This window comes from Hymenobacter fodinae (assembly GCF_004745825.1).
GTDB lineage: Bacteria > Bacteroidota > Bacteroidia > Cytophagales > Hymenobacteraceae > Hymenobacter > Hymenobacter fodinae.
In genome coordinates this window covers 386323-412716 of record NZ_SRLA01000001.1, presented here as the reverse complement: position 1 = coordinate 412716, position 26394 = coordinate 386323, and the positions used below count along the sequence as shown (strand labels likewise).

Sequence of the window (26394 nt, the reverse complement as noted above, 5' to 3'; positions counted from 1 at the left end):
CTAATCACTGGCCTAGAGAAGCGGTAGAGATGCTTCGGCTGCGCTCAGCATGACGATCTGGTATTTGCCGCATATCATCTTTTACCTCATCGCTTTATAACCTCCCCTACTGGTCGCTGCTCATTTTGCCGCCGGTTACGTGCACCAGGGACCCGGTCATGAAGGAGCCGTCTTGAGAGGCTAGCAGCACGTAGGCGGGGGCCAGTTCTTCGGGCTGACCGGGGCGGGCCAGGGCTACTTCGTAACCAAATTTTTCGATTTCCTCCTGCGGCATGGTGCCGGGGATGTTGGGCGTCCAGACCGGGCCGGGCACCACGCAGTTCACCCGGATATTACGCTCGCCTAGGTAGGTAGCCAGGCTTTTGGTGAGGGCATGAATGGCCGACTTGGTGCAGGCATAATCCACCAAGATGGGGATGCCGGTGAGGCCTACGATGCTGCCGGTGTTGATGATGCAGTCGTGCTCCTGGAGGTGCGGAATGGCAGCCTGGGCCATCCAGATGTAGCCGAGAATGTTGGTATCGAAAGTGCGCCGAATCTGCTCTTCGGAAATGTCCTCGAACTTCTCCTGGCTCATTTGGAAGGCCGCGTTGTTAACCAGAATGTTGAGGCCGCCTAGCTCCTGGCGAGTCAGGCGTACGGACTGCTTACACTGCTCCGGGTCACGCACGTCTAGTTGCAGCAGCAGGCATTGGCGGTCCTGGGCTTCTATGAGGCGCTTGGTTTCCTCAGCGTCCACGGTGTTTTCGTTGTAGAGCACAGCCACGTGGGCGCCCTCCATGGCAAAGGCCACGGCCACGGCCCGCCCGATGCCGGAGTCGGCGCCGGTTACCAGGGCAATCTTATCCTGCAGCTTGCCGGCGGCCCGGTAGGTAGAGAAGTCCATGGCCGGCTGCAGCTTCATGTCGGCCTGCTTGCCGGGGTAGGGCAGCTTTTGCGCGTGCTCCTTCATTTCCTTGGCCGTAGGCCTCTTCACGGGCTTGGGCGCCTCAGAGGCCGCAGCAGCAGCTTGCTTAGCGGCCGGCGTAGCGGCTGATTTTTTGGGAGCAGGGTTGGTAGAATCGGAAGGGCTAGTGGTTTTCTTAGCGGCCATGGGTAGCGGAGTATGGTTGAGTTATCCACCTTACGCAGATTTCGACCTCGACAGCTAACGTTGCAGTGGTAACCAACTGACCAACCACTAACACGTCATCCTGAGCTTGCGAAGGATCATCCCACACAGGAACAACTGGCCTAGCGCCTCGTGCTGATGTGAGAAGATCCTTCGCAAGCTCAGGATGACGTGCTTTTAGGAAGGTTGCTTTGGCACCATCAGCACGCGAGATGTCTCGACTAGCTCGACATGACGTGCAAATACTGCACAATAAGAAAACCCGCCCTAGCTTGCGCCGAGACGGGTTTTCCGAGATCTAACTAGACCTAAGCCAGTTAGTTGTTCTGGTAATCAACGGGCTCTTTCGTGTCTACGCCCTGGTCTTGCAGGGAGGGGTAGTCGATGTAGCCTTTGTCACCGGGCACGTAGAAGGTGCTGGGGTCGGGGGTGTTGAGGGCGGCCCCGATGCGGAAACGTTCTACCAAGTCGGGGTTGGCGATGAACGGTACACCGAAGGCAATTACGTCGGCTTCGTTGTTGGCCAGAGCCTTATCGGCGGTTTCCTGGGTGTAGCCACCGTTCAGGATGAAAGTGCCGTTGAAGATTTTACGCAGGTGCGCGGCTACGGCCGGAGCCTGGGGCTGGGCCATGGGGTGGCCGGGCAGGGCTTCAATTACGTGCAGGTAGGCCAGGTTAAACTTATTGAGTTGCTCGGTCACGTAGCTGAAGGTGCGCACCGGGTCGGAGTCTTTGATGCTGTGGCTGCCCTGGGGCGAGAGGCGGATGCCTACGCGGTCGGCGCCTAACTCGTCCACTACGGCCTGCACTACTTCGAGCGCAAAACGGGTGCGGTTTTCCACGCTGCCACCATACTCATCGGTGCGCTGGTTGGAACCGTCTTGGATGAACTGGTCGAGCAGGTAGCCGTTGGCGCCGTGGATTTCAGCCCCATCGAAGCCGGCCAGCTTGGCGTTGCGAGCGGCCTGGCGGAACTGGTCTACTACGCCCGAGATTTCGCTTAGCTCCAGGGCGCGGGGCGTGGGTACGTCCTCGAAGCCCTGGCCGGTGAAGGCCTTAGCTCCTTCGGGCTTGATGGCCGAGGGGCCTACGGGCAGCTCGCCATTATGGAAGAACGGGTGCGACACGCGGCCCACGTGCCAGAGCTGAATGAAAATGCGGCCCCCGGCGGCGTGCACCGCGTCGGTTACCTTTTTCCAGCCGGCTACCTGCTCCTCCGAGTAGATGCCGGGCGTGTTGATGTAACCTACCCCCTGGGGCGACACCTGCGAGCCTTCTGAAATAATCAGGCCGGCCGACGCGCGCTGTACGTAGTATTTCACCACAGACTCCGTGGGGACGGTGGCCTCATTGGTGGCGCGGCTGCGCGTCATGGGGGCCATGGCGAAGCGGTTGGGCAGCGTGAGGGCGCCCACTTGCACGGGCGTGAACAGATTGGTGGTTTGGCTCATGATGAAGTCTATATAGTGAGAACCCGCTGCCTGCGGATTCAGCGCGTAGCAACTCGGGTAGCTACATATATGTTTCCGCCACGGTTACATTTATTTTTTGTTACCAGTTACTGCTGGGTATTCAGCTTATCGAATTGGGCAAAAAGAACGTCATTCCGAGCTTGTCGAGGAATCTCGCATGCCAGTGTTGTAATGCTGATCCTAGCGTCAGCACGCGAGATTCCTCGACAAGCTCGGAATGACGTTCTAGTTCAATGCCCATGCAGTAAGCCTGGAGCCTTGCTGTTGATTGTCAACAACCTTCTGCGGGACATCTGTGTATTATCGACTCCTAGCGTTGCGCTTTCCGTAGCGCGTTACTTTACCGCATTCCTCCGACCACTTCACCGCTCCTATTTTGGCTGAACCAGTTATTTCCTCGCCCCGCTCCACATCAGCTCCCGCCACAGTTGTAGTAGCGGGTGCCACCGGCGACCTTGGTTTCCGCATTGCCAAACACCTGCTGCAACGCGGTGCCACCGTGCGGGCTTTGCTGCGGCCGGGCAGCAGTTCGAAGCCGGAAGCTATTGCCCTGCGCCAATTGGGCGCTACGCTCACGGAGGTGAATTTTGACAGCATCATCTCCCTCACAGCCGCCTGTGCGGGCGCCGACTGCGTAGTATCGGCACTTTCGGGGCTGCGGGAGGTAATTGTGGGCATGCAGACGCGCCTGGTAAAAGCAGCCGTAGCGGCCGGGGTACCGCGCTTCATTCCCTCCGACTACTCCATTGATTACACCAAGCTGCCCGACGGCTCCAACCGCAACCTCGACCTGCGCCGGGAGTTCAACCAGCGCCTCGATCAGCAGCCCATTCAGGCCACGTCCGTCCTCAACGGCATGTTCATGGACTTGCTGACTGGCCAGGCCCCACTAGTGCTGTTTGGACTCAAGCGCATTCTGTACTGGGGTGATGCCGACCAGCCCCTGGACTTCACCACCGTCGAGGATACCGCCGCCTTCACCGCTGCTGCTGCCCTCGACTCTGCTACGCCCCGCTACCTCCGGGTGGCCGGCGAAGTGGCTAGCATCCGGGGGCTACAAGCTGCCGCCAGCGCCGCCACCGGCGAATCATTTGGCTTGATGCGGGCAGGTGGCCTAGGCTTCCTGGCTACCATGATTAAGGTAACTCGCACGCTCGTACCAGCTCGTGATGAGGTGTTTCCGCCGTGGCAGGGCATGCAGTACATGCACAACATGTTCACGGGCCTACCTAAACTGGAGCCACTCGACAACGACCAATACCCGGAAATTCGGTGGACGCCCATTCGGGAGGTGCTGGCTAAGCGGGAACAGAAGTAAGTTTCACTCCTTACTGTACTACTACCTCAACCCGGCGGTTGCGGGGCCGTTGCTGCGGGTCGCGGTTGTCGGCTACTGGCCTAGCGCCGCCGTAACCGCGGGCCGTGAGCCGCACCGAGTCGATGCCCTGCTGCACCAGGTACTGCCGCACCACGCGGGCGCGCTGCTCCGAGAGGCGCTGGTTTAAGGCAGCTTCGCCCACGTTATCGGTGTGCCCGGCTACTTCCAGCCGCATACCCGGCTGCTCGCGCAAGGTGCGGGCCAGGGCATTTAGAGTGGGGCGGGAGCTAGGTAGCAACGTGGCCGTGCTCTGGGTGAAGTACAGATTGGGCAGCGTGACGGCGGCACCTTTACTAAGTGACGTCAGATCGGGCAATTTTACGGCCGCGGTATCGACTACCGGTGGCCCGACCGGTGCTAGCTTGGCAGGAGCAACTGGCCTAGCGCGGCGCGCAGTCGGTACCGCGGCAGCTGTAGGCTTGGCTGCTACTTTCACGGGGGTGGCTACGGGTGCTGTTGCGGCCGTTTTCACCGGGGGCACTGGCGCCGCCGCCGCTTTAGGCGCAGGTGGTGTGGCTTCTGCCAGAACCAGCACGTTGTCGGGGAGGGTGCGGTATAGGTTTTCCGTTGGAATAGGCTGGGGCGCGTCGGGGGAGTCGGGCAGCTGCCACGCCAGTTGCGCCCGGGAGTCGCGGTCAAACTGGTAGTACTCTACCCGCAAGGAGTAATAGCTGCCCGCCTGCATCTTCAGGTGCGTGGTAGAGATGGTAACGGGCTGATCGTTCCAAGAGTCCAGCACCTTGTCGCCCCCGATCCAGACGCGCATGCCATCATCAGTAGCAATTTGGAAGGTGTAGAAGCCGGTTACCGGGGCGTAGATGTGGCCTACCCAGCGGACCGAAAACCACTCGCCCGGCACACCCGGCCCCGGCGACACGAAATGCGCGCCGTTGGGGCCAACGGTCCAGTTGAAGTCGATGGTGGGGTCAGTGCGCGTTAAAACCAGCTTCTCAAACTTCTTACCCGCGTAATACTGCCCGCGTAGGCCAGTACCCGGCTGGTGCTGGGCCTTTGCTAGGCCACTACCCAGTAGTAGAGAGACCAGTAAACCGGCCCGGTAAAAGGGTACAAAAGCCATAGCAGTAAGTTGACAACAGGTTGAATCTAAGTTGCACACCGTATTTCACGTCGTGAAGTTTATTCAACGAACACAGGGCTCTAGCTCAACGAATCGAACTGTTAAGCATATATAGTGCTTCTGCATTTTATATCAATGGCATATTTTATCAGCAATGACCGTCACGTCTCGCCCGGCTCGATATGACGTTCTTTTAGGTTACCGTCTATGCCCCTAGGCCACTCCTTGCGCCCCCAAATTGAAAGTTGAAGATTCCTGCTGTATCTTCGCAGAGTTACTTATCCAGAAAGACCGAGGGATTGGGCCCGATGACGTCTTAGCAACCTGAAATAAAACAAGGTGCTAATTCCCTTTTCACACCGTTTTGGCGGTCTGGAAGAAGATAAGAACAGGACGCGCTTCCCGCACGGCTCTCTCTGGATAGGCACTTTTTCGCTGCCGATTTACTTGATGAGCTGATATGCCGACGACCTTGCGCCCCCACTCCCCGCTGCACGATATTCTTGCCAAGCGCGTCCTGATTTTGGACGGTGCCATGGGCACCATGATTCAGCGCCACAAGCTAGAAGAGGCTGACTTTCGCGGCACGCGCTTCGCCGACCACCCCAAGCCTCTGCGCGGCAACAACGACCTGCTCAGCATCACGCGCCCCGACATCATCAAAGGTATCCACGCCGACTACTTCGCGGCCGGCGCCGACATGGTGGAAACCAATACGTTCAGCGGCACCACCATTGCCCAGGCCGACTACGCTCTGGAGCACATCGTGTACGAGCTCAACTACGAGTCGGCGCGCATTGCCAAGGAGGTAGCCGACGAGTTTACGGCTCAGAACCCCGACAAGCCCCGCTTTGTGGCCGGCGCCATTGGGCCCACCAACCGCACCGCCTCCCTCTCCCCCGACGTGAACCGCCCTGGCTTCCGGGCCGTGACGTTTGATGAGCTGGCCACCGCTTACCACGAGCAAGTGCGCGGCCTTATTGATGGCGGCTCCGACGCCCTGCTCATCGAAACCATCTTCGACACGCTGAACGCCAAAGCGGCCCTGTTCGCGGTGCAGAAGTTCTTCGATGAAGGCGGCCGCGTGGTGCCCGTCATGATTTCCGGCACCATTACCGACGCTTCCGGCCGCACTCTATCGGGTCAGACGGTGGAGGCCTTCTGGAACTCTATTCGCCACCTACCCTTGCTGAGCGTGGGCCTGAACTGCGCCTTGGGTGCCGATCAGCTGCAGGTGTACATCAAGGAACTGAGCCGCATTGCCGACGTGCACATCTCGGCTTACCCAAATGCTGGTCTGCCGAATGCCTTTGGCGGCTATGATGAGTCGGCCCAGGAATTTGCGGGCGTGGTGGAAAACTACCTGAAGGAAGGTCTCGTGACGGTGGTGGGCGGCTGTTGTGGCACCACGCCCCAGCACATCGGCGAGCTGGCCCGCCTGGCCGATAAGTACGAGCCGCGCCAGCTGCCCGAGCTGCCGAAAGCTACCCGTCTGAGTGGCCTAGAGCCCTTCGGTATTTACCCCGACAGCCTGTTTGTGAACGTGGGTGAGCGGTGCAACGTGACCGGCTCCCGCGCCTTTGCCCGCCTTATCCGGACCGGCAATTACGAAGCGGCCCTGCAAGTGGCCCGCGACCAGGTGGAGGGCGGCGCCCAAGTGATTGACGTGAACATGGACGAAGGCATGCTCGACTCGGAGCAGGCCATGACCACGTTCCTGAACCTGATTGCCTCGGAGCCCGACATTTCGCGGGTACCGATTATGATTGACTCCTCCAAATGGAGCGTGATCGAAGCCGGCCTCAAGTGTGTGCAGGGCAAGAGCATCGTCAACTCTATTTCCCTGAAGGAAGGCGAGGAAACCTTCAAGGAGCGCGCCCGCACCGTGCGCCAGTACGGGGCCGCCGTGGTGGTAATGGCCTTCGATGAAAATGGCCAGGCCGACAACTACGAAAAGCGCATCGAAATCTGTCAGCGCAGCTACGATATTCTGGTGAACGAAGTGGGCTTCCCGGCTGAGGACATCATCTTCGACCCCAACATCCTGACGGTGGGCACCGGTATGGAGGAGCACCGCACCTACGCCCTCGACTTCATTGAGGCTGTTCGCTGGATCAAGCAGAACTTGCCCGGCGCCCTCACCAGCGGCGGCGTCAGCAACATCAGCTTCTCGTTCCGCGGCAACGACGTGGTGCGCGAAGCCATGCACTCGGCCTTCCTCTACCACGCCATCCGGGCCGGCCTGGATATGGGCATCGTGAACCCCAGCCAGCTGGCGGTGTACGACGAAGTGCCCAAGGACCTGCTGGAACTGGTAGAAGACGTGCTCCTGAACCGACGCCCCGACGCCACCGAGCGCCTCGTAGAATTCGCCGACACCGTAAAGCAGAAGGACAAAACGGAGGTAGTAGCCGACGCCTGGCGCAGCCTGCCCGTAGCCGAGCGCCTGCAACACGCGCTGGTGAAAGGCATCACGGAATTCATCGATGAAGACACTGAACAGGTTCGTCAGCAAGTTGGTAGGCCACTTGAAGTGATTGAAGGCCCGCTGATGGCCGGCATGAACGTGGTGGGTGACCTATTTGGCGCGGGCAAGATGTTCCTACCCCAGGTGGTGAAGTCGGCCCGCGTGATGAAGAAGGCGGTGGCCTACCTCGAGCCCTACCTGCTGGCTGACAAGCAAAGCGGTGACCGGCAAACCGCCGGCAAAATCCTGCTGGCCACGGTGAAGGGCGACGTGCACGACATCGGCAAGAACATCGTGGGTGTAGTGCTGGCCTGCAATAACTTCGACATTGTGGACCTGGGCGTAATGGTGCCCCTGGAAAAGATCCTGGACGAAGCCGTGAAGCAACAGGTAGACGTAATTGGCCTCAGCGGCCTTATCACGCCTTCGCTGGATGAGATGGTGTACGTGGCCCAGGAAATGGAAAAGCGCGGCCTGAAAACCCCACTGCTCATTGGCGGTGCCACTACCTCCCGCCTGCACGCCGCCGTGAAAATCGCGCCCAACTACTCCGGCCCCGTAGTGCACGTTAACGACGCCTCCCGCTCAGTAGGCGTGGCCGCGGCCCTGCTGGGTTCTGCCGATGTGGAGTACGCCCGCACAGTGCGCGAGGAGTACCGCCAGCTCCGCGAGGACTACGCCGGCCGTCAGCGCGAAAAGAACTACTTGACCATTGAAGCCGCCCGCGAAAACGGCTTCAAGGCCGATTGGGACACCACGCGCATCGTGAAGCCGAGCTTCCTGGGCACGAAGGTGCTGGAAGACTATCCGCTGGCTGAGCTGGCCGAGTACATCGACTGGACGCCCTTCTTCCAGACCTGGGAGTTGAAAGGCCGCTACCCCCGCATCCTCATTGACGAGAACGTAGGCGAAGCCGCCACCCAGCTCTTCAACGATGCCCAGAAAATGCTCCGCCAGATTATCGACGAAAAGCTGCTCACCGCCCGCGCCGTGCTGGGGTTCTGGCCCGCCAACACCGTAGGCCACGACACCATCCAGATTTTCAAGGACGACACCCGCGAGGAAATCCAGACGGAGTTCTTCACCCTGCGCCAGCAGAGCGAGAAAGCGCCCGGCGTGCCCAACCTGGCCTTCTCTGACTTCGTGGCCCCCCGCGAAACCGGCCGCGAGGACTACATCGGCGGGTTTGCCGTGACGGCAGGCCTAGGCATTGAAAAGCTGCTGGAGAAGTACGAGCAGGAGCACGACGACTACTCCAGTATCATGGTAAAAGCCCTGGCCGACCGCCTCGCCGAAGCCTTTGCCGAGCGCCTGCACCAGCGCGTGCGCGAGGAGTTCTGGGGCTATGCCGCCGACGAAAACCTCTCCAACGAAGACCTCATTCAGGAGAAGTACAAAGGTGTGCGCCCCGCCCCCGGCTACCCCGGCTGCCCCGACCATACCGAGAAAGTCACGCTGTTTGAGCTCCTCGACGCGGAAAACACCACTGGCATCCGCCTTACCGAAAACCTGGCCATGTACCCCGCCTCCTCAGTCAGCGGCCTCTACTACGCTCACCCCGAATCCCGCTACTTCGGCCTAGGCCGCATTGGCAAGGACCAGGTAGAGGACATTGCCGAGCGCAAGAACATGCCGCTACCCGAGCTGGAGCGCTGGCTGGCCCCCAACCTGAATTACGACCCGGCCAGCGTGCCCGTAACCGCCCTCTAGGCCACTAGAACTAGTTCCCCTCCTCAGATGAGGAGGGGCTAGGGGTGGTTGAAGTGGCCTAGAACGATACTAGAACTAGGCCTAGTAAGTCGTTCAACGGTCAGTCAACCACCCCCACCCCCTCCTCATCTGAGGAGGGGAGCTTGATTACTACTCCTTCGACTCACTAGCCACCCGCTAGTGCTCTATATGAAAGTAACCGAACACCTGACCCGCGCCAACGGCAAGACGCTGTTTTCCTTCGAGGTGCTACCCCCAAAAAAGGGCGAGAACATTCAGAACCTGTTCTCGAATATTGAGCCCCTGATGGAGTTCAAGCCGCCGTTTATTGACGTGACCTACCACCGCGAGGAGTACGTGTACCGCCAACACCCCAACGGGTTTCTGGAGAAGAAAACGGTGCGCAAACGCCCCGGCACCGTAGGCATTTGCGCGGCCATCAAAAACCGCTTCGATGTGGACACGGTGCCCCACCTCATCTGCGGAGGCTTCTCAAAGGAGGAAACGGAAAACGCCCTTATCGACCTCCACTTCCTCGGCATTGACAACGTGCTGGCCCTGCGCGGCGACCCTATCAAATCGGAAGGGCACTTCAAGCCCGACCCTGATGGGCACGCCTACGCTGCTGACCTCATTGGACAAGTCGCTAACCTCAACAAGGGCGAATACCTGGATGAGGAGCAGGACGATACCTGGGCTACCGACTTCTGCATCGGCACGGCTGGCTACCCCGAGAAACACTTTGAGTCGCCAAACTATGGGGCCGATTTGCGCTACCTCAAGCACAAGGTTGACCGCGGCGCCGACTACATCGTGACCCAGATGTTTTTCGACAACGAGCAGTTCTTCAACTTCGAGAAGCGCTGCCGCGAGGCTGGTATCACGGTGCCCATTATCCCTGGCCTGAAGCCGCTCACTACCAAGAGCCAGCTCACCATGCTGCCCCGGTCCTTCTACCTCAACATCCCGGAGGCGCTGGCCGACGCGGTGCATCATGCTCCTGATAACGCGGCAGCCCGCGAAATCGGGATTGAGTGGTGCATCAACCAGAGCAAGGAACTGATGGCCCACGGCGTGCCGGTGCTACACTACTACAGCATGGGCAAGTCGGAGAGCATTCGGCGGGTAGCGGCGGCGCTGTTCTAGGCCACTCCGCACTGCTAGTTATAAGGGTGCACCAGCCGCTGTTGGTTTACGGCGACTGGTGCACCCTTTCTCGTATACAGAATCCGTATAGAATCTGCTTCTTGCCCTTTCGCGCCTTACTGCTTGTGTATGTCTACCCTCGATGATCTTTTTGCCCGTCTGCAAGCCGCCACTACGCCGGCGGAAATTGAAGCGCTGCAGGAAGGCATCTGGCAAATCTGGCTGATGACCGGGCACCCGCTGCTTGACAAGCACCTGGAAGCGGGGATGCGCGCCATGGCAGCCGGCGACTACACCCTGGCCATTCAGGAATTTACGGTACTGGTAGAAGCCAGCCCCGAGTACGCCGAGGGTTGGAACAAGCGTGCCACGGCCTACTACCTGCGCGGTGAGTACCGAGCCTCCCTCGACGATGTCCGCCAAACCTTACGCCTGGAGCCCCGCCACTTTGGCGCCCTCTCTGGGCGAGCTACCATGTTGCTGCACCTAGGTGATATTGCGGGCAGCTTGCGCACGTTGCAACGGCTTGAGCGCTTGTGCCCTAACTGGCCTGGCCTACAGAATCGGTTGCGCGACCTACGCGACCAGCTAGACGAGACGGGTTGGTGAGTAGTGAGCACTTACTCTTGCCTAGGTGGCTAGTTATTTGTAAATTTCCCGGACTTAGCATTTCAACCGACCTATCTCCTAGGCCTGTTGAATATCTGTTATGCCCTCAAATCACATCCAAACGCATAAATTAACTACTTATCACGTGAATCGCCTGAAAATACATTTATAACAAAAACAATATTAAATTTTACTTCATCCGCTAGCAGCCCCACTTGCTGGCAGATTGCCCGCGCTGTTTCTTTCCCAAATCCCACTCATTAGCATGAAAAAACTTTTACCCCTTGTCTTTCTATTTCTCCTAGTCAGCGAGTTCAGGGCTGAGGCGCAGAAAATGCGCAAAAACGAATGGGAAAGTGGCCTACTGGATAAAGGCGAAAAAGTAGGTGTGTGGGAATACTATGCCTACACCCGCGACGGGCGCCAGGTAATTACCCAGAAGTATGACCACACGGCCAAGAAGCTGGTGTTCTTCCGCGACTTCGACGATGTGTCGTATCCCGTTCAGACTCCGGCTGGTACCTGGAACCGCCAACACCTTACCCAGCCGCCGCTTTTTTTGGGCGGCGATGCTGCACTGGCCCCCTTTATGAGCAAGCTCAACTACCCAGTGCAGGCCCAAAGCAAAAACATCCAAGGGAAAGTGGTCGTGGCCTTCGTGGTAGATACGCTGGGCCGAGCCGTTGATCATAAAATTATGCTGGGTATTGGCGGGGGATGCGACGAGGAAGCACTGCGCGTATGCCGGGCCATTCCGAACCAGTGGCTGCCCGCCCGCATTGGGAGCCGCGCGGTAGTGGTGCAGCATGAGCTACCCTTTACCTTTCGCCTCGCACAATAGCTCTTCGTAACTGCCGAGCTTCAAGAACTACTGGCTACACCCACGGACTCGGGCCGCCGGTGTAGCCATTCCTGCTTTTGACGCGTACATTACGGCATGAAACGAGCCTTTCTCTTCCTAATACCCGCTGCGGCAGTATTGGCCTCTACCCTAACCGGCTGCGACAGCACCCCACGGGAGCGGCAAGAAGCCGTTAGCCAAGGCGCCCGCCGCATTGACTCTATTGCCGACAAAGCCGCCGATAAGCTGAAGGTGGCTGGCAACCGCGCCGCCCGCTTCGACTCGGTTTCCAAGGTCCGCTCCCGCCAGCCGATTGATAAGGCCGCCGAAGCGACCTTCGCCAACGAGCTCTTGGGTACATACTCCAGCATCGAGCAACTCACGCCCACTACTATTGAGCCGGCTTTTGTGCAGTTTATGCAGGAGGTGCGGGCCAAACGCAAGCAGTGGACCCAGCGCGACTGGGATTATGCCACCGCCATTAGCCGGCGCCTCAATCAGCAATTCCGCAACATCCGCCTTGACATTAAGGGGCGCGATGAAATCCATATCCGGGCACTACAGACCGAGTTTACGGCCCTAGAAACCGGGCGTGATGTAAAGGATCTGGGTCAGGCCGTAAAGCAACCGTAAGCGCGCCTACCCGTTTTTCCGAAGCCCCGCCGTGCGCGGGGCTTTTGTTTGCCTGTGCCGTTTGATGAAGAAGTTATACGCCTGGGGTAGTGGCCTAGTAATGGCCGCCAGCTTTTTACTGGGAACACCCACGCGGGCCCAGCAACCACGCCTGATTGAAACTGCCGAAACGGTGCCGGCGGCCGACCAATGGCTGCGCCCCGGCGACCGACTGCAAGTGCGCCTGGTAGGCCAGCCCGGGGCCCGTGCAACGTTCCTGAACGGGCAGCCGCTCACGGAGCTTCTGCCAGCCCAGGCGCAGGGTAAGCGAGGCGTGTACCAGGCCACGTACGTAGTGCAGCCCGGCGACACCCTGCACGATAGGCCCATTACCTTTCAGCTGCTCACGCCGGATAGCGTGATAGCCACGGCGCAAAGCAAAAGCAAGATTCGTTTCCTGAACCCTAATGAGCCGCAGCTAGCCGTTACAAAGGGCAATCTGGCCTACCTGAACTACGGACTGGGTGAAGACCGGCTCGGTGGAGCCAAGCTAGGCTACCTCGATTCGCTGGTGGTGTTGCACCTAACGGGGCGAGTAGGTAACCAGTACCGGGTCCAGCTCAGCGAAACCCACACGGCCTGGGTGCCGCAGGAAGTAGTGCGGTTATTGCCGCCCGGCGGATTCGTGCCAACGTCTCTTACCGGCTCCTGGAGCGTGCAAGGCGACTCCCTCTTCGACTACGTGCGGGTACCCCTTACGGCTCGCCTCCCCTACCGCTCTGAGCTACTGACAAACCCCAGCCGATTGGTAGTGGATATCTACGGAGCCACCTCCAACACCAACTGGATAACCCAGCGCGACGGCCTGCAAGAACTAGGCGATGTGGCCTACGAGCAAGTGGCGCCCGATGTATTCCGGATGGTGCTGCACCTGCGGCATCGCCAAAGCTGGGGCTACCACATTGGCTACCGTGGCAACACCCTGGAAATCCAGGTAAAGCGCCCCCCTCAGAAACTGCGGCTGCGCGGACTAAGTGTGGCTATCGATGCTGGTCACGGTGGCACCAACGTGGGGGCAACCGGGGCTAGCGGAGCCAGGGAAAAAGACCTCACGCTGGCCATTGCCCAGCAGCTGCGCCGGGAGCTGGAGCAAGCGGGGGCCCGAGTACTTATGACCCGCGAGACGGATGCCACGGTTGATAATGGCGACCGGGTACTGTTACTGCGCCGCCGGCGTCCCGATTTGTTGGTAAGTATCCACGTCAACTCTTCGGGCAGTGCTACGGTTCGTGGCACCAGCACTTACTACCGGTACGTAGCCTTCCGGCCCCTGTCGGTAGCCTTGTATGAGCAAATGCGCGCCACTGGCCTACCAGGTTTTGGCAACGTAGGAAGTTTCAACTTTGGGCTGAATGGGCCCACCGAATACCCGAATGCGCTGGTAGAAACGGCCTTCGTCTCTAACCCTGAGGATGAAAAGCTTCTGACCTCACCGGCTTTTCAGCAGCGCATGGCAAAGGCTATGCACGTAGGAATTGCGCAGTTTCTGAAAAGTTGCCGGGCCAAAGGGCCAGCGGGCTGGTTGCTAGGCCAGTCTGCCGAGTGAGGCCGCTGCTTCCGCATCTATACATGTGCTGCAAGCCCTTAGCGGATGGAAAGAGTTGGCCTGCAGAATTAAGAGAACAGCAGGAATGGCTTTGGTGCTACGCACACGGATGTACATACACCCTTTTCAGGTAGAGCCCGTATCTGCTTAGCATGGGCTTGGGCTTGGCACATTAAGGCGCTTGGCGCTAGCTATAGCTACTTAGCAAAAAATAGCCGACGGGGCGCAAAAAAGCTCCCGTAAGATTCTACCTTACTGGTTGTCAATCCGTACAGCCGGAAACTGTTCCGGTAGGCCACTTGGCTCTCTGTTCTTTTACCTACTTTCCCACATCACCCCTCCATTTATGGCAAATGCTTCTTTACTAGACCGCAGCCGTACTATTGCCGGGCCGGGCTACAACCGGTGGCTGGTGCCTCCCGCCGCCTTGGCTATTCACCTGGCCATCGGACAGGCCTACGCCTTTAGTGTGTTTAAAAAACCGCTTGGGGCCTTGCTTAGTGGTGATGTGGACCACCCCGCCGCCGGCGACTGGAGCCCAGCTCAAATCGGCTGGATCTTCTCTATTGCCATTGTACTGCTAGGCCTGTCGGCGGCCATTTTTGGTACGTGGCTGGAGCGCGTAGGACCGCGCAAAGCCATGATGGCCTCAGCCTTATGCTTTGGGGGCGGCTTCCTGATTGGCTCGCTGGGGGTACATTTGCATAGTTTAGCGTTGCTGTATTTCGGGTATGGGTTTGTGGGCGGTATCGGCCTGGGCATTGGTTACATATCCCCGGTAAGCACTCTGATTAAGTGGTTCCCTGACCGCAAGGGTGTAGCTACCGGCATGGCCATCATGGGCTTTGGGGGCGGCGCCATGATTGGCTCTCCCTTGGCAGTAGCCCTCATGGCTCACTTCAAAGACTCAGCTCCGCAGGGCGTGGCCCCCACCTTTATTGTGATGGGTATTATCTACTTCCTGTTTATGCAGTTTGGCGTCTGGACCATTCGGGTGCCCGCCGATGACTGGGCGCCGGCGGGCTACGTGCCTAGCACAGAACACTCGGCCCTCATTACTACGGGCAACGTATCAGCCGACAATGCCATCAAAACTCCGCAGTTTTGGCTGCTGTGGGTAGTGCTACTCACCAACGTAACGGCTGGTATTGGGGTGCTGGAAACGGCCTCCCCTCTTATTCAGGAAACCTTTTCGGATAAAGCCATGGGAGCTGGTCGCGGCGTAACTGTGGCGGCGGCGGCTGGCTTTGTGGGCCTACTAAGCTTGTTCAACTTGCTGGGCCGCTTCTTCTGGTCCTCGGCGTCGGATAAGCTGGGGCGCAAAGTCACCTATGCTATTTATTTCGGGCTCGGTATTCTGCTGTACGCGCTGGTGCCCACCCTCGGTCATAATGCGCAGCTTACGCTGTTTGTGCTGGTAGCCTGCGTCATCATTAGCATGTACGGAGGCGGTTTCGCCACCATCCCGGCGTACCTGTCTGATCTGTTTGGCAAGTACCAAGTAGGCGCTATTCACGGGCGCCTCCTGACGGCCTGGAGCACGGCTGGCGTGCTAGGCCCCCTTATTGTAAACTACCTCCACGAGAGCCGCAAGGCCGAGGGCTTTACCGGGGCGGCCGCATACCAGAGCGTGTTTTACGCCATGGCCGGCCTGCTGGTGATAGGCCTACTGGCCAACTTAGCTGTAACGGCCGTGAACGAGAAGTACAATGAGAAAGGCCCCGTTACCATCCAGCCCGGTGGCCATTAATCCCACCTCCTCTAACCCGACTTCAACATGAGTGCGCAACCAACCTCTCCTGCTCCTACCCCCGCTGAAACCAGCTCCACCGCTTCCCTCGCCATTGCCTGGCTGTTTGTGGGCATTCCGTTGGTATGGGGTGTAGCCCAAACGTTTATCAAGGCTCTGGCCCTGTTCCAGTAAACTCAACCCACACATTCTCAACTAAAAGAAGCACCCATTTGGGTGCTTCTTTTGTTAGGGTAGTGGTGCATCTTTGCGTACCCTTCAGCCTTGGCTTGCCTCTTATGACCTCCGCCCTTCCCGCTGAACCAGCCGTGGTGCTGCTTAGCACATTTGCTGACTCCTTTGCTGCCCATTTGGCCAAGAGCCAACTGGATGCGGAAGATATTCCGTGCTTTCTGAGCAATGAACACCGGCCGTATGGGCCGGTGTCGGGTGGGGTGCGCTTGTACGTGCGTGAGCAGGATGTACTGGCGGCTCAGGAGCTGCTGCAGCCGCAGCACTCACCCATGCACGCCCTACCGGAGCAGCCAGATGGCCTAGAGGACGCGGCGCCCCGCTGTCCCCGTTGCCACCACCACGACGTAGTTTGCCGCCACACGCCCCAGCCCACAGACAGCCTGTTTACTAAGCTGCGCCTGTGGCTGCTGGCTCCCGAAGCGCCTCAATGCCACTGTTTCAACTGCGGCCACGAGTTTGAACTGAAGTAATAGCCAGCGACAGCAGAGGAGGCAGCACTGTGGTGGTGCCCCCAGCGAAGCTATTAGCTGTAGGCAGGGTGTAGCAAATAGAAAAAGGCTCCAGAGTAAGCATGCATAGCTAATATCTACGGGCTAGCGCCAGTCTGGTAAAAAGGCGTTCTGGAAAAGCCGGGTGCGGTTGCGGCCGTCCAGCTCCACGGTGTATACATCCGGAACGGAACCTGGCACGTTATTAACCTGCACAAAGAGAATGCGGGCACCATCGGGCGAATAGCGCGGAGTTACATCGTTAAAACCTAATGGCTTACCCGAACTACTAGTACTGCTATTTACCCCCGCTGACACATCTACTAGGCCACTACCATCAAGGTTTTGCGTGAAGATGTGGGCATTAAGCTGCCGACCCAATAGGTCACTGAAGCCATCCACATCGCGCGTGTACATTATCCGGCGACCATTAATGCTGAAAGATGGGGAATCGAGACGCCCAGGCAGGTTACCTACCGCAAGACTAGTACCAGAGCCGTCGGCGTTTAGCAGGTATATTTCTGAGTCGTAGACACTGATGCCCACTGTTTGCACCAGAATGCGGTTACCCTGGGCCGTCCAGTCGCACTCACGGAAGTGACGACCGGCGGGAGCCGTAGTCAGTAATGTCAGGCCAGTACCGTCGCGGTTGATGCGATAGAGCTTGTCGTAGCTGCTATAAACTAGTTGTGCCCCATCCGGCGACCAATGGTAGCCGATGCCCTGATTGAAGTACCCATCAACGGGCAATAAGGTAATCTGGCGTACGTCAGACCCATCCCGGTTCATGGTGTAGATCTGAAACTGCCCTGTAGCGTTGGAAGTATAAGCAATCCGGTCGCGGTTAGGGCTGAGTTGCGGGGCCGTTTCAATAAACGCGGACGTGGTAAGGCGCTGCAGCGAGCTGCCCGACTCGTTGCTAGAATAGATATCGGTGTTACCATTCACCTCGCGAGCAAACAGAAAGCGGTTATCGGGCAGGCTGCCGGTCTTAAAGCTCCAGAGGTTCGAGCGGGTTGAGGCACCGCTGGCATTGCGCACTGTTACTTGCCAGAAATACGTGGTATTGTACTGTAGGCCCGTTACGGTTACAGTAGTATCGCGCCGGTTGGTGAGGACCATCCGGCTGCTGCCATTGCTACCCTCGTAAAGCACTACATCGTACTTCAGTGAATCCGATCGAACGGCATTTACGGGGTGCCACTCCAGGGTAACATTAGGCCCGGGCACCTGCGCTTGATCGGCGGGTGAGGGACGATTGGGTGCCGCTGGTGCTGCGGTGCTTGGGCTTCTGGCCAGCAGAATAGTTACGGTAGTGGTTTTATTCTCGTCTACCGTAACGGCTACGGTTGTCTGCTGATAATCGGCTTTGCTAGCTACCAGTGTGAGTCGGCCCGTAGGTACGCTGCTTAGATCGAACCCTCCTTGCCCATCAGTGACTACCGAAGAAGTGGCGGGAGTGGTGGTAATGGATACACTAGGTAGCAATTGGTTGGTACGAGCATCGCGTACAACCCCTTGCACAGTTCCGTAATATACTGGCTCAACCGGATTATCTTCGCAAGCGCTCAACACGAGTAATATTGGGAGAAGCAGTAGGTAAAGGCCTTTGCTAAACGTAAGGCGCCGGACCAAGCGCAAATAGACAACCAACATTGAGGTGGGTGGGGATAGAGGAGGAAGAGGAGTGGGTGGAGCAATACCAGCACCTGCTACTGCTAGGCTACTGGTAGATATAGTAGTCTGCTTACCGGTTAGCTAGCCTGCCAGCAGAGCACTCAAGAGGCTACGGGTGGGTGGCTGTGTGCCGGATAGAGTCTTGCGCAACTAGGTGGCCTGCAGCATCCAGAATGCGTAACTGGCCTACAACGCTGGTGCGCTCATCGAAATTAAGCCGGACTTCAGATAAAGTGGTGGTTTGCCCAGGCCCTAACTCGAATCGTCCTTGCTGATTATTAGCTGATTGGCCACCCGGACCACGGCGCAGCAAATACAACTCATACCTATAAGCAGCAGTTTCTGATATCATACTACGGCAGTACCCAGTTACTACCACTGCTTGATCAGTTTTTTTTGTATTTATCCAAGCTTTACAAGGGGCAAGCACCTCAATACTGATGCTCCAGAGAATAAATAGTAGTGTTTGCATAAATGTGATTATAGCAATGACTGTTTTGATTATAAATATACACTTATTTCTTACTATAGCAATATTACTTAAATTTACTTTTTAAAATAACCTATAGAAATTATTCAATTTTCACTACCAACTCGCTGTAAAGCAAGCATGGCCAGACCTCGTACAGAGGCTGACCTATAGTTGGCAACTACATACTAGATGAGCAGGCGCAGTTACTGACCTATGCGCCCTTGTTCAATAGTAAGTTTGATACCATTACCCCGCATATCTATTTCGTATTTAGGCGGAGCTAAAGTTTCTGCTCCCCGCTGCAATAGTGCATTATTGTTACCTGTTTGAGTTAGCGTAACATCGGCGCCATTGGTCATTACATCGCGCACAATCTGGTTGCCACTTCCATATTGGTTTAGCTGGGTAGTGTTGTTGTTGCCTTGTACAGTACTAGTCACTTGGTTATCACTTCCATTTTGAGTTACGCGCGTGTTATTACCGCTACCCGTTTGCGTAACTACTGACTCGTTATAAAAGCCAACCTGCATAATGTAAGCCTGGTTGGCCACGTTACCCGGGTTATTCTGGATGGTGCTGGCTTTGTTGTTATTACCCTTCTGGACGATTTCGGAGAGGTTTTGGATGTTTTGTAACAGTGGAGCCGGCAGGTTTCGCCAATCAGCACCAACATCCTCCGCTAAGCGTTGCTCGGCAGTTGCTGCTTCGCTACGCCCCAACTGCTGAGAGTACGCAACTGAGCTAGCTATCAGGCTTGTGGTTCCCGCTAGCAGAAGGGTAAGTATATATTTCATATCAATCCCGATCAGAACAAATCCGCAATGAATTACTGACTACTACCAAAGCCGGGTACCATCTTCTCCGGCAGGAAGATGATACCCGGATGAGAGTTACCTCAAGCTAGGCAACGCAACGGAGCTGCTTAGTGGTCCTGCGTAACCAGAGCAGAGTTGTTATTACCGCCCTGCAGGATGGAGCTCCGCTGATAAGACTCGCTAGCCAGTGCTGGAATATTGCCAGCGCCTACGTTGTCGCGGCCCTGATAGGTTGCTGCGGTGTTTCCGTTACCCGTCTGCTGCTGTACGGCAGTGCTAAAGTTGGTGTGCTGGAAAATGTTGCCGCTGTTGGTGTTGCCAATCTGGTCTTGCGAAGCCAAGTTGGTGTTGCCATACTGGTTGATGTTGGCGATGTTATTGTTACCATCGCTGGTGCCAGCACCTTGCTGACGCTGTTGAGCCCAGTTGTTATTGCCGTTTTGTGAGCCACCCGGTATGGCTGCTCCGTTCACCTGGTCTACGTTAATACCAGCGCGGTTACCAGTACCACGCTGCAGTTGTAGCGTGGTGTTGTTGCTGCCATAAATGTTGGCTTGGGCACGGTTATCGGTGCCAGCCTGCACTTGCAAACCATAGTTGCGGTTACCCTCAACCTGGGTCAGCTTAGCAATATTCTTGGTCCCCGTCTGATCAACAACTGCTACGTTGTTATCACCCGCAATGACACCTGCACCGCCTTGAACTACTTCAGAGCAGTTGTCGATTTGCGTAGAGGTTGGGGGGGTATAGTTAGGATTAGGATTGGACTGGGTAGCAGAGCGAGGAGAGATGTCAACGGTGCCGCAACCAATGCAATCGTTTACGGACCGGAACGCTTGACGGGTACCGCTTTGTGCATTAGCAACACCAGCAACCAACATTGCTGCTACTAACAAGTGTACTTTTTTCATAATAAGGAAAATGTTAAAAGATGGATGGGTTGGACGGAAAGCACAGAACTTTAATCGGTAATATTTGTCCTAGCCGGAAGAACAGTACAAATATATATTATAAAAGTTATTATTCAAGTAATGCTATAACTTTTTATTTAAAATATTTATTCAAATAAGACAATTATATAGAAATGGCACTTTAGCGTACTATTACAAGGCCGCCATTATTTGCTCACTGATGCTGAGCGCATCTTGGTATGAATCTGATATACCAGCCCAATTCTAACTGCTGCGGTATTATCGTTGTAACGGCCGACGTTGGCCCCATCAATGTCATCGCGTAGAAACAAGCGACCATCTAGGCCACCTGTTACGCTCACTCGGGCATTTACTTGGTATTCTAGTCCCGCCCCTATTGTAACGTGCGGAACGATTCTGGGCTGGTCTGCCCGGGACGGTACCTGACCTGAGGCCCGTATAGTAGCGCCTGCCGCAGCCATCAGATACGGAGTAAACCGGTCGGTTGGGAGCAACCGTGTCTGGATACCTGCTTCAGCGTAATAAAATCGCTGGTTAAAGAACCGTTCAGTGGATAATCTACCCTGCCCGCCAGCTATAAATGGGCTCCAGCGGCCGCCGGGCAGCTGGTAGCTAAGCATACCGTGTATTACAGGCCTAGTTTGCGGCGAAGCATAGTCACCTGCATACCGCTGGGCTCCGGCAGTAAGCGTGAGCCCTAGTGCAGCCTGGCGCTGCATTACTTGGCGCCCTAATACATCATAATGCTTGCCATACTCCCGCTCCTGAACGTATTGTAGCATTTTTGAGCCTTTAAGCTCTGTAGAGTCTTTGGGTAGCCACAAGCCATCCAACATCCCTTCATAAATCAGAGCTTGTACGGCCTTCTCAATAGCTTCCTTCACAGCCATTTCGCTGGGCTCATTATAAGTGAAGCCGGTCTCCGTTTCGAGCAACCGCTTAAAGTTCACGAACCGAAATAAGCTAGCGTCTACTTGCTGGGAGAGGATGGTTTTAGATGTATATACCGTCTTAAGAATGCGGCCATTACTGGTACTAATAGCCCGCAGATATACCGTAACTCGATCTTGGCGGTACTGCCCTGAGGCCCCAGCCCCGAAATAGCGCAAGCCAGCCCCACCAGTAAGCATGTTGGCATCATAGGAGATAATACCTCCTTCCAGCATGGTACCAGCAAACAGCAAGGGGGGCAAAACTGGCTGTTTCACCCCGGTCTGTTCTGTAAATTCAGCGCGGGTAGAGCGGATAATCTTGCGCTCATTGAGCAAGTTGCCTAGATTTTCACGCTCAATAGGGTCAAACCAGCCCGACTCCTCCAGCGCACGGAGCAGAATGGTAGTAGTACCCTGAGTAATAGCGGTAGAAAAGCTGGAACCGTTTGTTTGAGGCTTGTATTGACCAGTTTGGTCGCGGAATTTATAAACGGCTACTACCGTGCGAAGTTTGGCCGCCGGTAGGTTTCGCATTTCCTGGTTACCGTTTACTTCTGCTCCCAGCCGGGCCCGCTCTGTAGAGAAGGGTTGATGGAAATAAGGGCTGCAACCGGTAAGCCACAGGCCTACCATCCCACCTAAGTAGGTAGAAATCAATTTCATGTATGAAGGGAATAAGTACTAGTATTAAGTCACTGCAATGAGGCCTGCCAACTACAATGCTGAGAGGCCTAAGGAATAGAAGGAATAGTAACAGTAGTCTGGTTGCCTGTGGCAGGGTCACTGATTTGAATAACGACCCCTGAATTACCCGGCGTCACTTGAATTTGGTAGCCGCCTACCGTGTAGTTGCCGGCACGCACTGCTCCCTTCCCAAACTGGTCAGAGATAAAACGGTCGGTGAGTTGGCTTAGAATCTGGCGGTTTAGCCCCGCCGCGAAATCAGTTAGTGGATCAGTGGCGGCGCGCGCCTGCGAGGCGTTAGGGTCCTTGTTCGTATCCTGAGAAGTAGCCGAGCTCAGCAGCCAAGAGTAATTAAAAGTGTTCCCTCCACCAAAGCTGGGGTTTTTGGGTTCGTACACGAAATCTTGAGCCAGTGCACTATGCCCCGTAAGCAATAGGCCTAGCCCTACTAAGAGAGAAAAAAACTTCATACGCACTGGGTATTAAGGGTGGGTGAGGTTGGTAGAGGTCAGAATATTTCGAGAGGCTGTTTAGCTCCTTTCTCTAGTTGCCGGCTTACACTGCTGGCTTCCTGTAGGTAGGCCAGCACGACGCCAATAGCATCGGCCACGGCTGCTTCTATGTAATCGGCTTTAGGCTGCAAGGGCATTTCCAGCAGGTCGTTTTCGTTGACACTAACAGTAATTAGTGTGGCAGTGCCACGACTAGGCTTTTCCACCAAGGTCACTACATACTCATCTGTGCCAGTTGGTGCTTCGAACTGTGTGTAGAACAGATCGTAGAAGTCGTGGCCCACTTTGCTGATAGTCTGATCTACAATTAGCCCATCTATCTCCATGGCCCGCTGCTGCCGAGGTGCCTGTGCCGAATCAGAGGTGGCTTGTAAGAGCAGACGGAGTGCTTCCTCCAACTTTTTAGCTGGTAAAGGCGCAGCTTTTGATTCCCGAACGGGTGCCTGCTGCTGTTTTTGTTGCTCCTGCTGGTTTTCGCGAACTGGAATGCGCCGTTGCCCTTGAGCCATCGCCGACTGAACCAGCAGCATAAAGCTGCCTAGGCAAAGTAGCATGCGTACACTTAGTATCCAGCCGGTAGCCGTAGCACTGGTCTTTTCCGTAGTGAGTGTATACCATTTGGCTGCCATAGTAGACAAAACAGGAGCCAGTTAGTATGACTGACGATGGGTAAAGTTTTTGAGCATAGAATTAGAAATGGGCTTTCACTAATAGGATTAAATAGATGCATAAATGTAATTGTTTGATCGAATAATACAAGGATTAGTAGAAATTTTACTTAAAATAGTCATATTTTGTATAATACAGGGATTACTGTATTATTCCCATAATGGCTTATTGTATGCTATTATTTCCAAAGAGCTTGGCTCACTGAATTTGATCTGGTACCTAACTGCTTCACCGGAGTACCACAAGGCGTATTTTGATGTTTTAATGCAGCTGATAGAAACGGTTGAGTTGGGCTCCAGAATTCAGCATTCATCTTCCACATTACTACAATTGCATTCAACAGCTAGGCCTACTGCAATCCTGCTCATCAAGGTGAGCGAAGGATTACAGTAGGCCTAGCTGCTTAATTGCCCTTACCGTTTAGTCAATAATTACCCGTTTGCCCTGAAGCTTAACATTGGTTTTTAACACATTGCCTTTGCTTACTGCCTCTGTGAGGGGCTGCCCACCACCGGCGAAGAGCTGCACCGTACCAGCTTCTTCCGCGCGCTGGGTCTGGGCGCTCAACTGTGATAGTTGCCGGGGCGTAAGAGTGAACTGTATGGTTTTCTTCTCTCCGGCTTGCAGGGGCACGCGGCGGAAACCTTCCAGGGCGTGTAATGCTACCCGGCCTTTAGCATCGGGGTGACGCACGTAGAGCTGCACTACCTCGTCGCCGGGACGCTGGCTAGTGTTCTGTACATCTACGCTTACTTGCACGGGCTGACCGGTTTTGGCTTTAGAAGGAGCTTTGAGGTTACTGTACTTAAAGGTCGAATAGCTCAGGCCGTGGCCGAAGGGGTAGAGCGGAGTATCCTTGAAGTAGCGGTAGGTGCGGCCGGCCATGTCGTAATTATCAAAGGGAGGCAGCTGGCTTTCTGATTTGTAGAACGTCACGGGTAGGCGACCGGCGGGGTTGTAGTCCCCGAAGAGCACATCGGCAATGGCCGTACCGGCGGCTTGGCCCCCGTACCAGCTGTTCACAATGGCGGGCAGGTTAGCGGCCTCCCACTGGCACCCAATGGCGCTGCCGGTCATCATTACAAACACTACGGGCTTGCCCGTGGAGTGCAGCACCTGCATCAACTCGGTCTGTACTTTGGGTAGGGCAATGCTGGTCCGGTCGCCGCCGCTGAAGCCTTCCACGTTTACCTTCATTTCCTCGCCCTCCAAGCGTGGCGAAATACCACCCACGAACACAATGGCGTCGGCATCTTTCACCTGGCCTAGAATGTTCTGGGCGTTCATGGGTACCACGTGGGCCCCGGTAAATTTTAGGATGGTGCGGCTTACCGCCTGGAAATATTCAATCTTAATAGCCAGCTTCTTACCAGCCTCTACTTTCATGATGTGCTGCCGGGTAGACACGCCCCGACCGCTCCAGTTGTCCAGCACCAGCTCATTGTTGATAAACAGGCGGTAGCCGTCGTCGCCGGTAATCTGGAAGGCCATTTCCTCCGTCTTCTCCGGTGTAAACGTGCTCAGGTAGCGCGCCGACACATTCTCCGATGGCAGCCCCGGCACAATTTCCTGCTTGGTATTGGCCAGGTACCGGTCTAGGCCACTCTCTTGCACAGTAGCTACGGGCTTGCCTTCTAGGTTGGTGCCCCGGAAGTACTCAGCCCGGAAGCCCGGCTTGCCTTCGTAGGTCAGGTTCTTGTTGAGGTCGAAGGCCTCGTAGACGATGTTGCTGGCGTAGTCGACGCCCTGAATGTACGTTACCTGGGTATTCGGGCCCACTTTCTCCCGAATGCCCATCAGGGGCTTCACGTTGCGGGTAGGAAAGCCGTTATAGTTGCCCAGCTGCACGCTTTCGTTGTCGGCGTTGGGCCCGAGAACGGCAATCTTCTTTAGGTCTTTGCGCAAAGGCAGCGTGTTGCCTTCATTCTTGAGCAGCACCATCGACTCCTGCGCCATTTTGAGGGCGTGGGCTTGGTGGGGGGCGCTTTCCACCACGCTCATCGGAATTTGGGCGTACTTCACGCGCTCCACGGGGTCGAACATGCCCAGCTGAAAGCGAATCTTGTAGAGTCGCTTCACCGAGGTATCAAGCTGCTTTTCCGTAATCAGCCCCTTCTGCACCGATTCCAGCAGGGAGTTGTAGGTGAAGAGCTTGCCAGTAGCGCACTCCAGGTCGGTGCCGTGTAGCACGGCGTTGGCGGCGGCAGTGGCGGCGTCAGGGTCGGTTTTGTGGTGCTGCCAGAAGTCATTCAGGCCGTCGCAGTCGGAGGTCACGTAGCCCTTGAACTTCCACTTGTCATAGAGGATTTCGTTCATGAGCTTATCGCTGCCGCAGCAGGGCTGCCCGGCATAGGCGTTGTAGGCGCACATTACGCCAGCTACTTTGGCATCCACAATCAGGTCGCGGAAGGCGGGCAGGTAGGTATCCCAGAGGTCGTAGTCGCTGATTTGGGCGTTGAACTCGTGGCGGGAGGGCTCGGGGCCGCTGTGCACGGCAAAGTGCTTGGCGCAGGCCGTAATCTTGAGGTATTTGGGGTCGTCGCCCTGGAAGCCTTTCACCAGTGCCGAGCCTAGTTGACCCGTTAAGTAAGGATCTTCGCCGTAGGTTTCCTGCCCGCGGCCCCAGCGCGGGTCGCGAAAGATGTTGATGTTGGGCGTCCAGAACGTGAGGCCCTGGTAAATGCCCCGCTCCCCGCGCCGCACGTATTCTTGGTGCACCGCCCGCGCCTCATCGGAGGTGATAGTGGCCATCCGCAGCATGGCATCCTGGTCGAAGGTGGCTGCTAGGCCTATGGCCTGCGGAAACACCGTGGTTTTCATGCTGGTGCGCGCCACGCCGTGCAGGGCCTCGTTCCACCAATTGTAGGCCGGTATTTCCAGCCGGTCGATGGCGGGCGAAGCATTTAGCATCTGCGACACTTTCTCCGCCAGGGTCAGGCGGCCTACCAAGTCATCGACCCGCTGATCGATGGGCAGATCGGGGTTGCGGAAGGGCAGATCGGCTACGGGTACCGGGACCAGCTGCGTGGTGGCGGGAGTGGTTTGCTGAGAGCTTTGGGTGGGAATGCCACCCGTAAGAGCCGCCAGCCACACCATGATGAGTGGGTTTTTCATCCGTAAACAACAAGTGAGTTTTCAGTACCTAACCACGGTCAGCGGGATGCACTGCCGGAAAAGGAACGGTATCAAGGTCGGCGCT

21 protein-coding genes and 1 riboswitch are annotated in these 26394 nt (G+C 56.4%); of the genes, 10 read left to right on the top strand and 11 right to left on the bottom strand.

Annotated elements, in window-relative coordinates; all coding sequences use genetic code 11:
• Positions 1-106: 106 nt before the first annotated feature.
• Both EU556_RS01705 and EU556_RS01700 read right to left on the bottom strand, forming a co-directional pair.
• Entirely contained in the window at positions 107-1093 is a 987-nt protein-coding gene (locus tag EU556_RS01705) for an SDR family oxidoreductase (RefSeq protein ID WP_135430385.1), read from the bottom strand.
• Between the two features lie 335 nt (positions 1094-1428).
• Positions 1429-2562: an alkene reductase gene (locus EU556_RS01700; RefSeq protein ID WP_135430383.1), complete on the bottom strand. Its 1134-nt coding sequence runs from the start codon at positions 2560-2562 to the stop codon at positions 1429-1431.
• Between the two features lie 397 nt (positions 2563-2959).
• Between EU556_RS01700 and EU556_RS01695 the strand changes: the two genes are divergently transcribed.
• Positions 2960-3901, top strand: a complete 942-nt coding sequence (locus EU556_RS01695; protein ID WP_245327365.1) for an NmrA family NAD(P)-binding protein — start codon at positions 2960-2962, stop codon at positions 3899-3901.
• A 10-nt stretch (positions 3902-3911) separates the two neighbouring features.
• On the opposite strand, the gene EU556_RS01690 is transcribed toward EU556_RS01695, so the two are convergent.
• Positions 3912-5039 carry a PA14 domain-containing protein gene (locus tag EU556_RS01690; RefSeq protein WP_135430382.1) on the bottom strand — a complete coding sequence of 376 codons (1128 nt, stop codon included), beginning with the start codon at positions 5037-5039 and terminating at the stop codon, positions 3912-3914.
• A 275-nt stretch (positions 5040-5314) separates the two neighbouring features.
• A riboswitch (SAM riboswitch) is annotated at positions 5315-5428 on the top strand.
• A 71-nt stretch (positions 5429-5499) separates the two neighbouring features.
• Between EU556_RS01690 and metH the strand changes: the two genes are divergently transcribed.
• The 9 genes from metH to EU556_RS01650 all read left to right on the top strand — a co-directional run bounded on the left by metH (position 5500) and on the right by EU556_RS01650 (position 16484).
• A complete protein-coding gene (gene metH, locus EU556_RS01685) occupies positions 5500-9216 on the top strand; it encodes a methionine synthase (RefSeq protein WP_135430380.1) in 3717 nt (1238 codons plus the stop codon).
• A gap of 189 nt (positions 9217-9405) precedes the next feature.
• Complete coding sequence (gene metF / locus EU556_RS01680) at positions 9406-10362, top strand: methylenetetrahydrofolate reductase [NAD(P)H] (RefSeq protein WP_135430378.1); 957 nt, start codon at positions 9406-9408, stop codon at positions 10360-10362.
• Between the two features lie 129 nt (positions 10363-10491).
• Positions 10492-10971 carry a tetratricopeptide repeat protein gene (locus EU556_RS01675; RefSeq protein ID WP_135430376.1) on the top strand — a complete coding sequence of 160 codons (480 nt, stop codon included), beginning with the start codon at positions 10492-10494 and terminating at the stop codon, positions 10969-10971.
• A gap of 265 nt (positions 10972-11236) precedes the next feature.
• Positions 11237-11812 carry an energy transducer TonB gene (locus EU556_RS01670; RefSeq protein ID WP_135430374.1) on the top strand — a complete coding sequence of 192 codons (576 nt, stop codon included), beginning with the start codon at positions 11237-11239 and terminating at the stop codon, positions 11810-11812.
• Positions 11813-11908: 96 nt separating this feature from the next.
• Positions 11909-12445, top strand: a complete 537-nt coding sequence (locus EU556_RS01665) for a hypothetical protein (RefSeq protein ID WP_135430372.1) — start codon at positions 11909-11911, stop codon at positions 12443-12445.
• A gap of 64 nt (positions 12446-12509) precedes the next feature.
• On the top strand, positions 12510-14030 hold the full coding sequence (locus EU556_RS01660; RefSeq protein WP_135430370.1) for an N-acetylmuramoyl-L-alanine amidase: 1521 nt from the start codon (positions 12510-12512) through the stop codon (positions 14028-14030).
• A 346-nt stretch (positions 14031-14376) separates the two neighbouring features.
• The gene (locus tag EU556_RS01655) at positions 14377-15780 is read left to right on the top strand and encodes an L-lactate MFS transporter (RefSeq protein ID WP_167855411.1); all 1404 of its coding nucleotides are present in this window, start codon (positions 14377-14379) and stop codon (positions 15778-15780) included.
• Between the two features lie 27 nt (positions 15781-15807).
• Positions 15808-15954 (top strand): MFS transporter small subunit, encoded by a 147-nt coding sequence (locus tag EU556_RS25940; protein ID WP_167855410.1) that lies wholly within the window; start codon positions 15808-15810, stop codon positions 15952-15954.
• 104 nt (positions 15955-16058) lie between these two features.
• On the top strand, positions 16059-16484 hold the full coding sequence (locus tag EU556_RS01650; RefSeq protein WP_167855409.1) for a putative signal transducing protein: 426 nt from the start codon (positions 16059-16061) through the stop codon (positions 16482-16484).
• Between the two features lie 123 nt (positions 16485-16607).
• Here EU556_RS01650 and EU556_RS01645 read toward each other — a convergent pair whose 3' ends face one another.
• The 8 genes from EU556_RS01645 to EU556_RS01610 form a co-directional block, all read right to left on the bottom strand.
• Entirely contained in the window at positions 16608-18026 is a 1419-nt protein-coding gene (locus EU556_RS01645; RefSeq protein WP_167855408.1) for a carboxypeptidase-like regulatory domain-containing protein, read from the bottom strand.
• A 262-nt stretch (positions 18027-18288) separates the two neighbouring features.
• Positions 18289-18651, bottom strand: a complete 363-nt coding sequence (csgH, locus tag EU556_RS01640) for a curli-like amyloid fiber formation chaperone CsgH (protein ID WP_262709624.1) — start codon at positions 18649-18651, stop codon at positions 18289-18291.
• A 203-nt stretch (positions 18652-18854) separates the two neighbouring features.
• Entirely contained in the window at positions 18855-19445 is a 591-nt protein-coding gene (locus tag EU556_RS01635; RefSeq protein ID WP_135430362.1) for a hypothetical protein, read from the bottom strand.
• 128 nt (positions 19446-19573) lie between these two features.
• The gene (locus EU556_RS01630) at positions 19574-20377 is read right to left on the bottom strand and encodes a hypothetical protein (protein WP_135430360.1); all 804 of its coding nucleotides are present in this window, start codon (positions 20375-20377) and stop codon (positions 19574-19576) included.
• Positions 20378-20583: 206 nt separating this feature from the next.
• Positions 20584-21993 carry a CsgG/HfaB family protein gene (locus EU556_RS01625; RefSeq protein ID WP_135430358.1) on the bottom strand — a complete coding sequence of 470 codons (1410 nt, stop codon included), beginning with the start codon at positions 21991-21993 and terminating at the stop codon, positions 20584-20586.
• Positions 21994-22061: 68 nt separating this feature from the next.
• Positions 22062-22484 (bottom strand): curli production assembly/transport component CsgF, encoded by a 423-nt coding sequence (locus EU556_RS01620; protein ID WP_135430356.1) that lies wholly within the window; start codon positions 22482-22484, stop codon positions 22062-22064.
• Between the two features lie 38 nt (positions 22485-22522).
• Positions 22523-23080 (bottom strand): CsgE family curli-type amyloid fiber assembly protein, encoded by a 558-nt coding sequence (locus tag EU556_RS01615; RefSeq protein ID WP_210116199.1) that lies wholly within the window; start codon positions 23078-23080, stop codon positions 22523-22525.
• A 535-nt stretch (positions 23081-23615) separates the two neighbouring features.
• Positions 23616-26309, bottom strand: a complete 2694-nt coding sequence (locus EU556_RS01610; protein ID WP_135430352.1) for a glycoside hydrolase family 3 C-terminal domain-containing protein — start codon at positions 26307-26309, stop codon at positions 23616-23618.
• Between the last annotated feature and the right edge of the window lie 85 nt (positions 26310-26394).

Coding starts and splice junctions, on each gene's coding strand:
- EU556_RS01625 (WP_135430358.1), bottom strand. CDS start 21,993: ATGAAATTGATTTCTACCTACTTAGGTGGGATGGTAGGCCTGTGGCTT.
- EU556_RS25940 (WP_167855410.1), top strand. CDS start 15,808: ATGAGTGCGCAACCAACCTCTCCTGCTCCTACCCCCGCTGAAACCAGC.
- metH (WP_135430380.1), top strand. CDS start 5,500: ATGCCGACGACCTTGCGCCCCCACTCCCCGCTGCACGATATTCTTGCC.
- EU556_RS01650 (WP_167855409.1), top strand. CDS start 16,059: ATGACCTCCGCCCTTCCCGCTGAACCAGCCGTGGTGCTGCTTAGCACA.
- EU556_RS01700 (WP_135430383.1), bottom strand. CDS start 2,562: ATGAGCCAAACCACCAATCTGTTCACGCCCGTGCAAGTGGGCGCCCTC.
- EU556_RS01610 (WP_135430352.1), bottom strand. CDS start 26,309: ATGAAAAACCCACTCATCATGGTGTGGCTGGCGGCTCTTACGGGTGGC.
- EU556_RS01665 (WP_135430372.1), top strand. CDS start 11,909: ATGAAACGAGCCTTTCTCTTCCTAATACCCGCTGCGGCAGTATTGGCC.
- EU556_RS01635 (WP_135430362.1), bottom strand. CDS start 19,445: ATGAAATATATACTTACCCTTCTGCTAGCGGGAACCACAAGCCTGATA.
- metF (WP_135430378.1), top strand. CDS start 9,406: ATGAAAGTAACCGAACACCTGACCCGCGCCAACGGCAAGACGCTGTTT.
- EU556_RS01705 (WP_135430385.1), bottom strand. CDS start 1,093: ATGGCCGCTAAGAAAACCACTAGCCCTTCCGATTCTACCAACCCTGCT.
- EU556_RS01670 (WP_135430374.1), top strand. CDS start 11,237: ATGAAAAAACTTTTACCCCTTGTCTTTCTATTTCTCCTAGTCAGCGAG.
- EU556_RS01675 (WP_135430376.1), top strand. CDS start 10,492: ATGTCTACCCTCGATGATCTTTTTGCCCGTCTGCAAGCCGCCACTACG.
- EU556_RS01655 (WP_167855411.1), top strand. CDS start 14,377: ATGGCAAATGCTTCTTTACTAGACCGCAGCCGTACTATTGCCGGGCCG.
- EU556_RS01620 (WP_135430356.1), bottom strand. CDS start 22,484: ATGAAGTTTTTTTCTCTCTTAGTAGGGCTAGGCCTATTGCTTACGGGG.
- EU556_RS01660 (WP_135430370.1), top strand. CDS start 12,510: ATGAAGAAGTTATACGCCTGGGGTAGTGGCCTAGTAATGGCCGCCAGC.
- csgH (WP_262709624.1), bottom strand. CDS start 18,651: ATGCAAACACTACTATTTATTCTCTGGAGCATCAGTATTGAGGTGCTT.
- EU556_RS01690 (WP_135430382.1), bottom strand. CDS start 5,039: ATGGCTTTTGTACCCTTTTACCGGGCCGGTTTACTGGTCTCTCTACTA.
- EU556_RS01615 (WP_210116199.1), bottom strand. CDS start 23,080: ATGCTACTTTGCCTAGGCAGCTTTATGCTGCTGGTTCAGTCGGCGATG.
- EU556_RS01630 (WP_135430360.1), bottom strand. CDS start 20,377: ATGAAAAAAGTACACTTGTTAGTAGCAGCAATGTTGGTTGCTGGTGTT.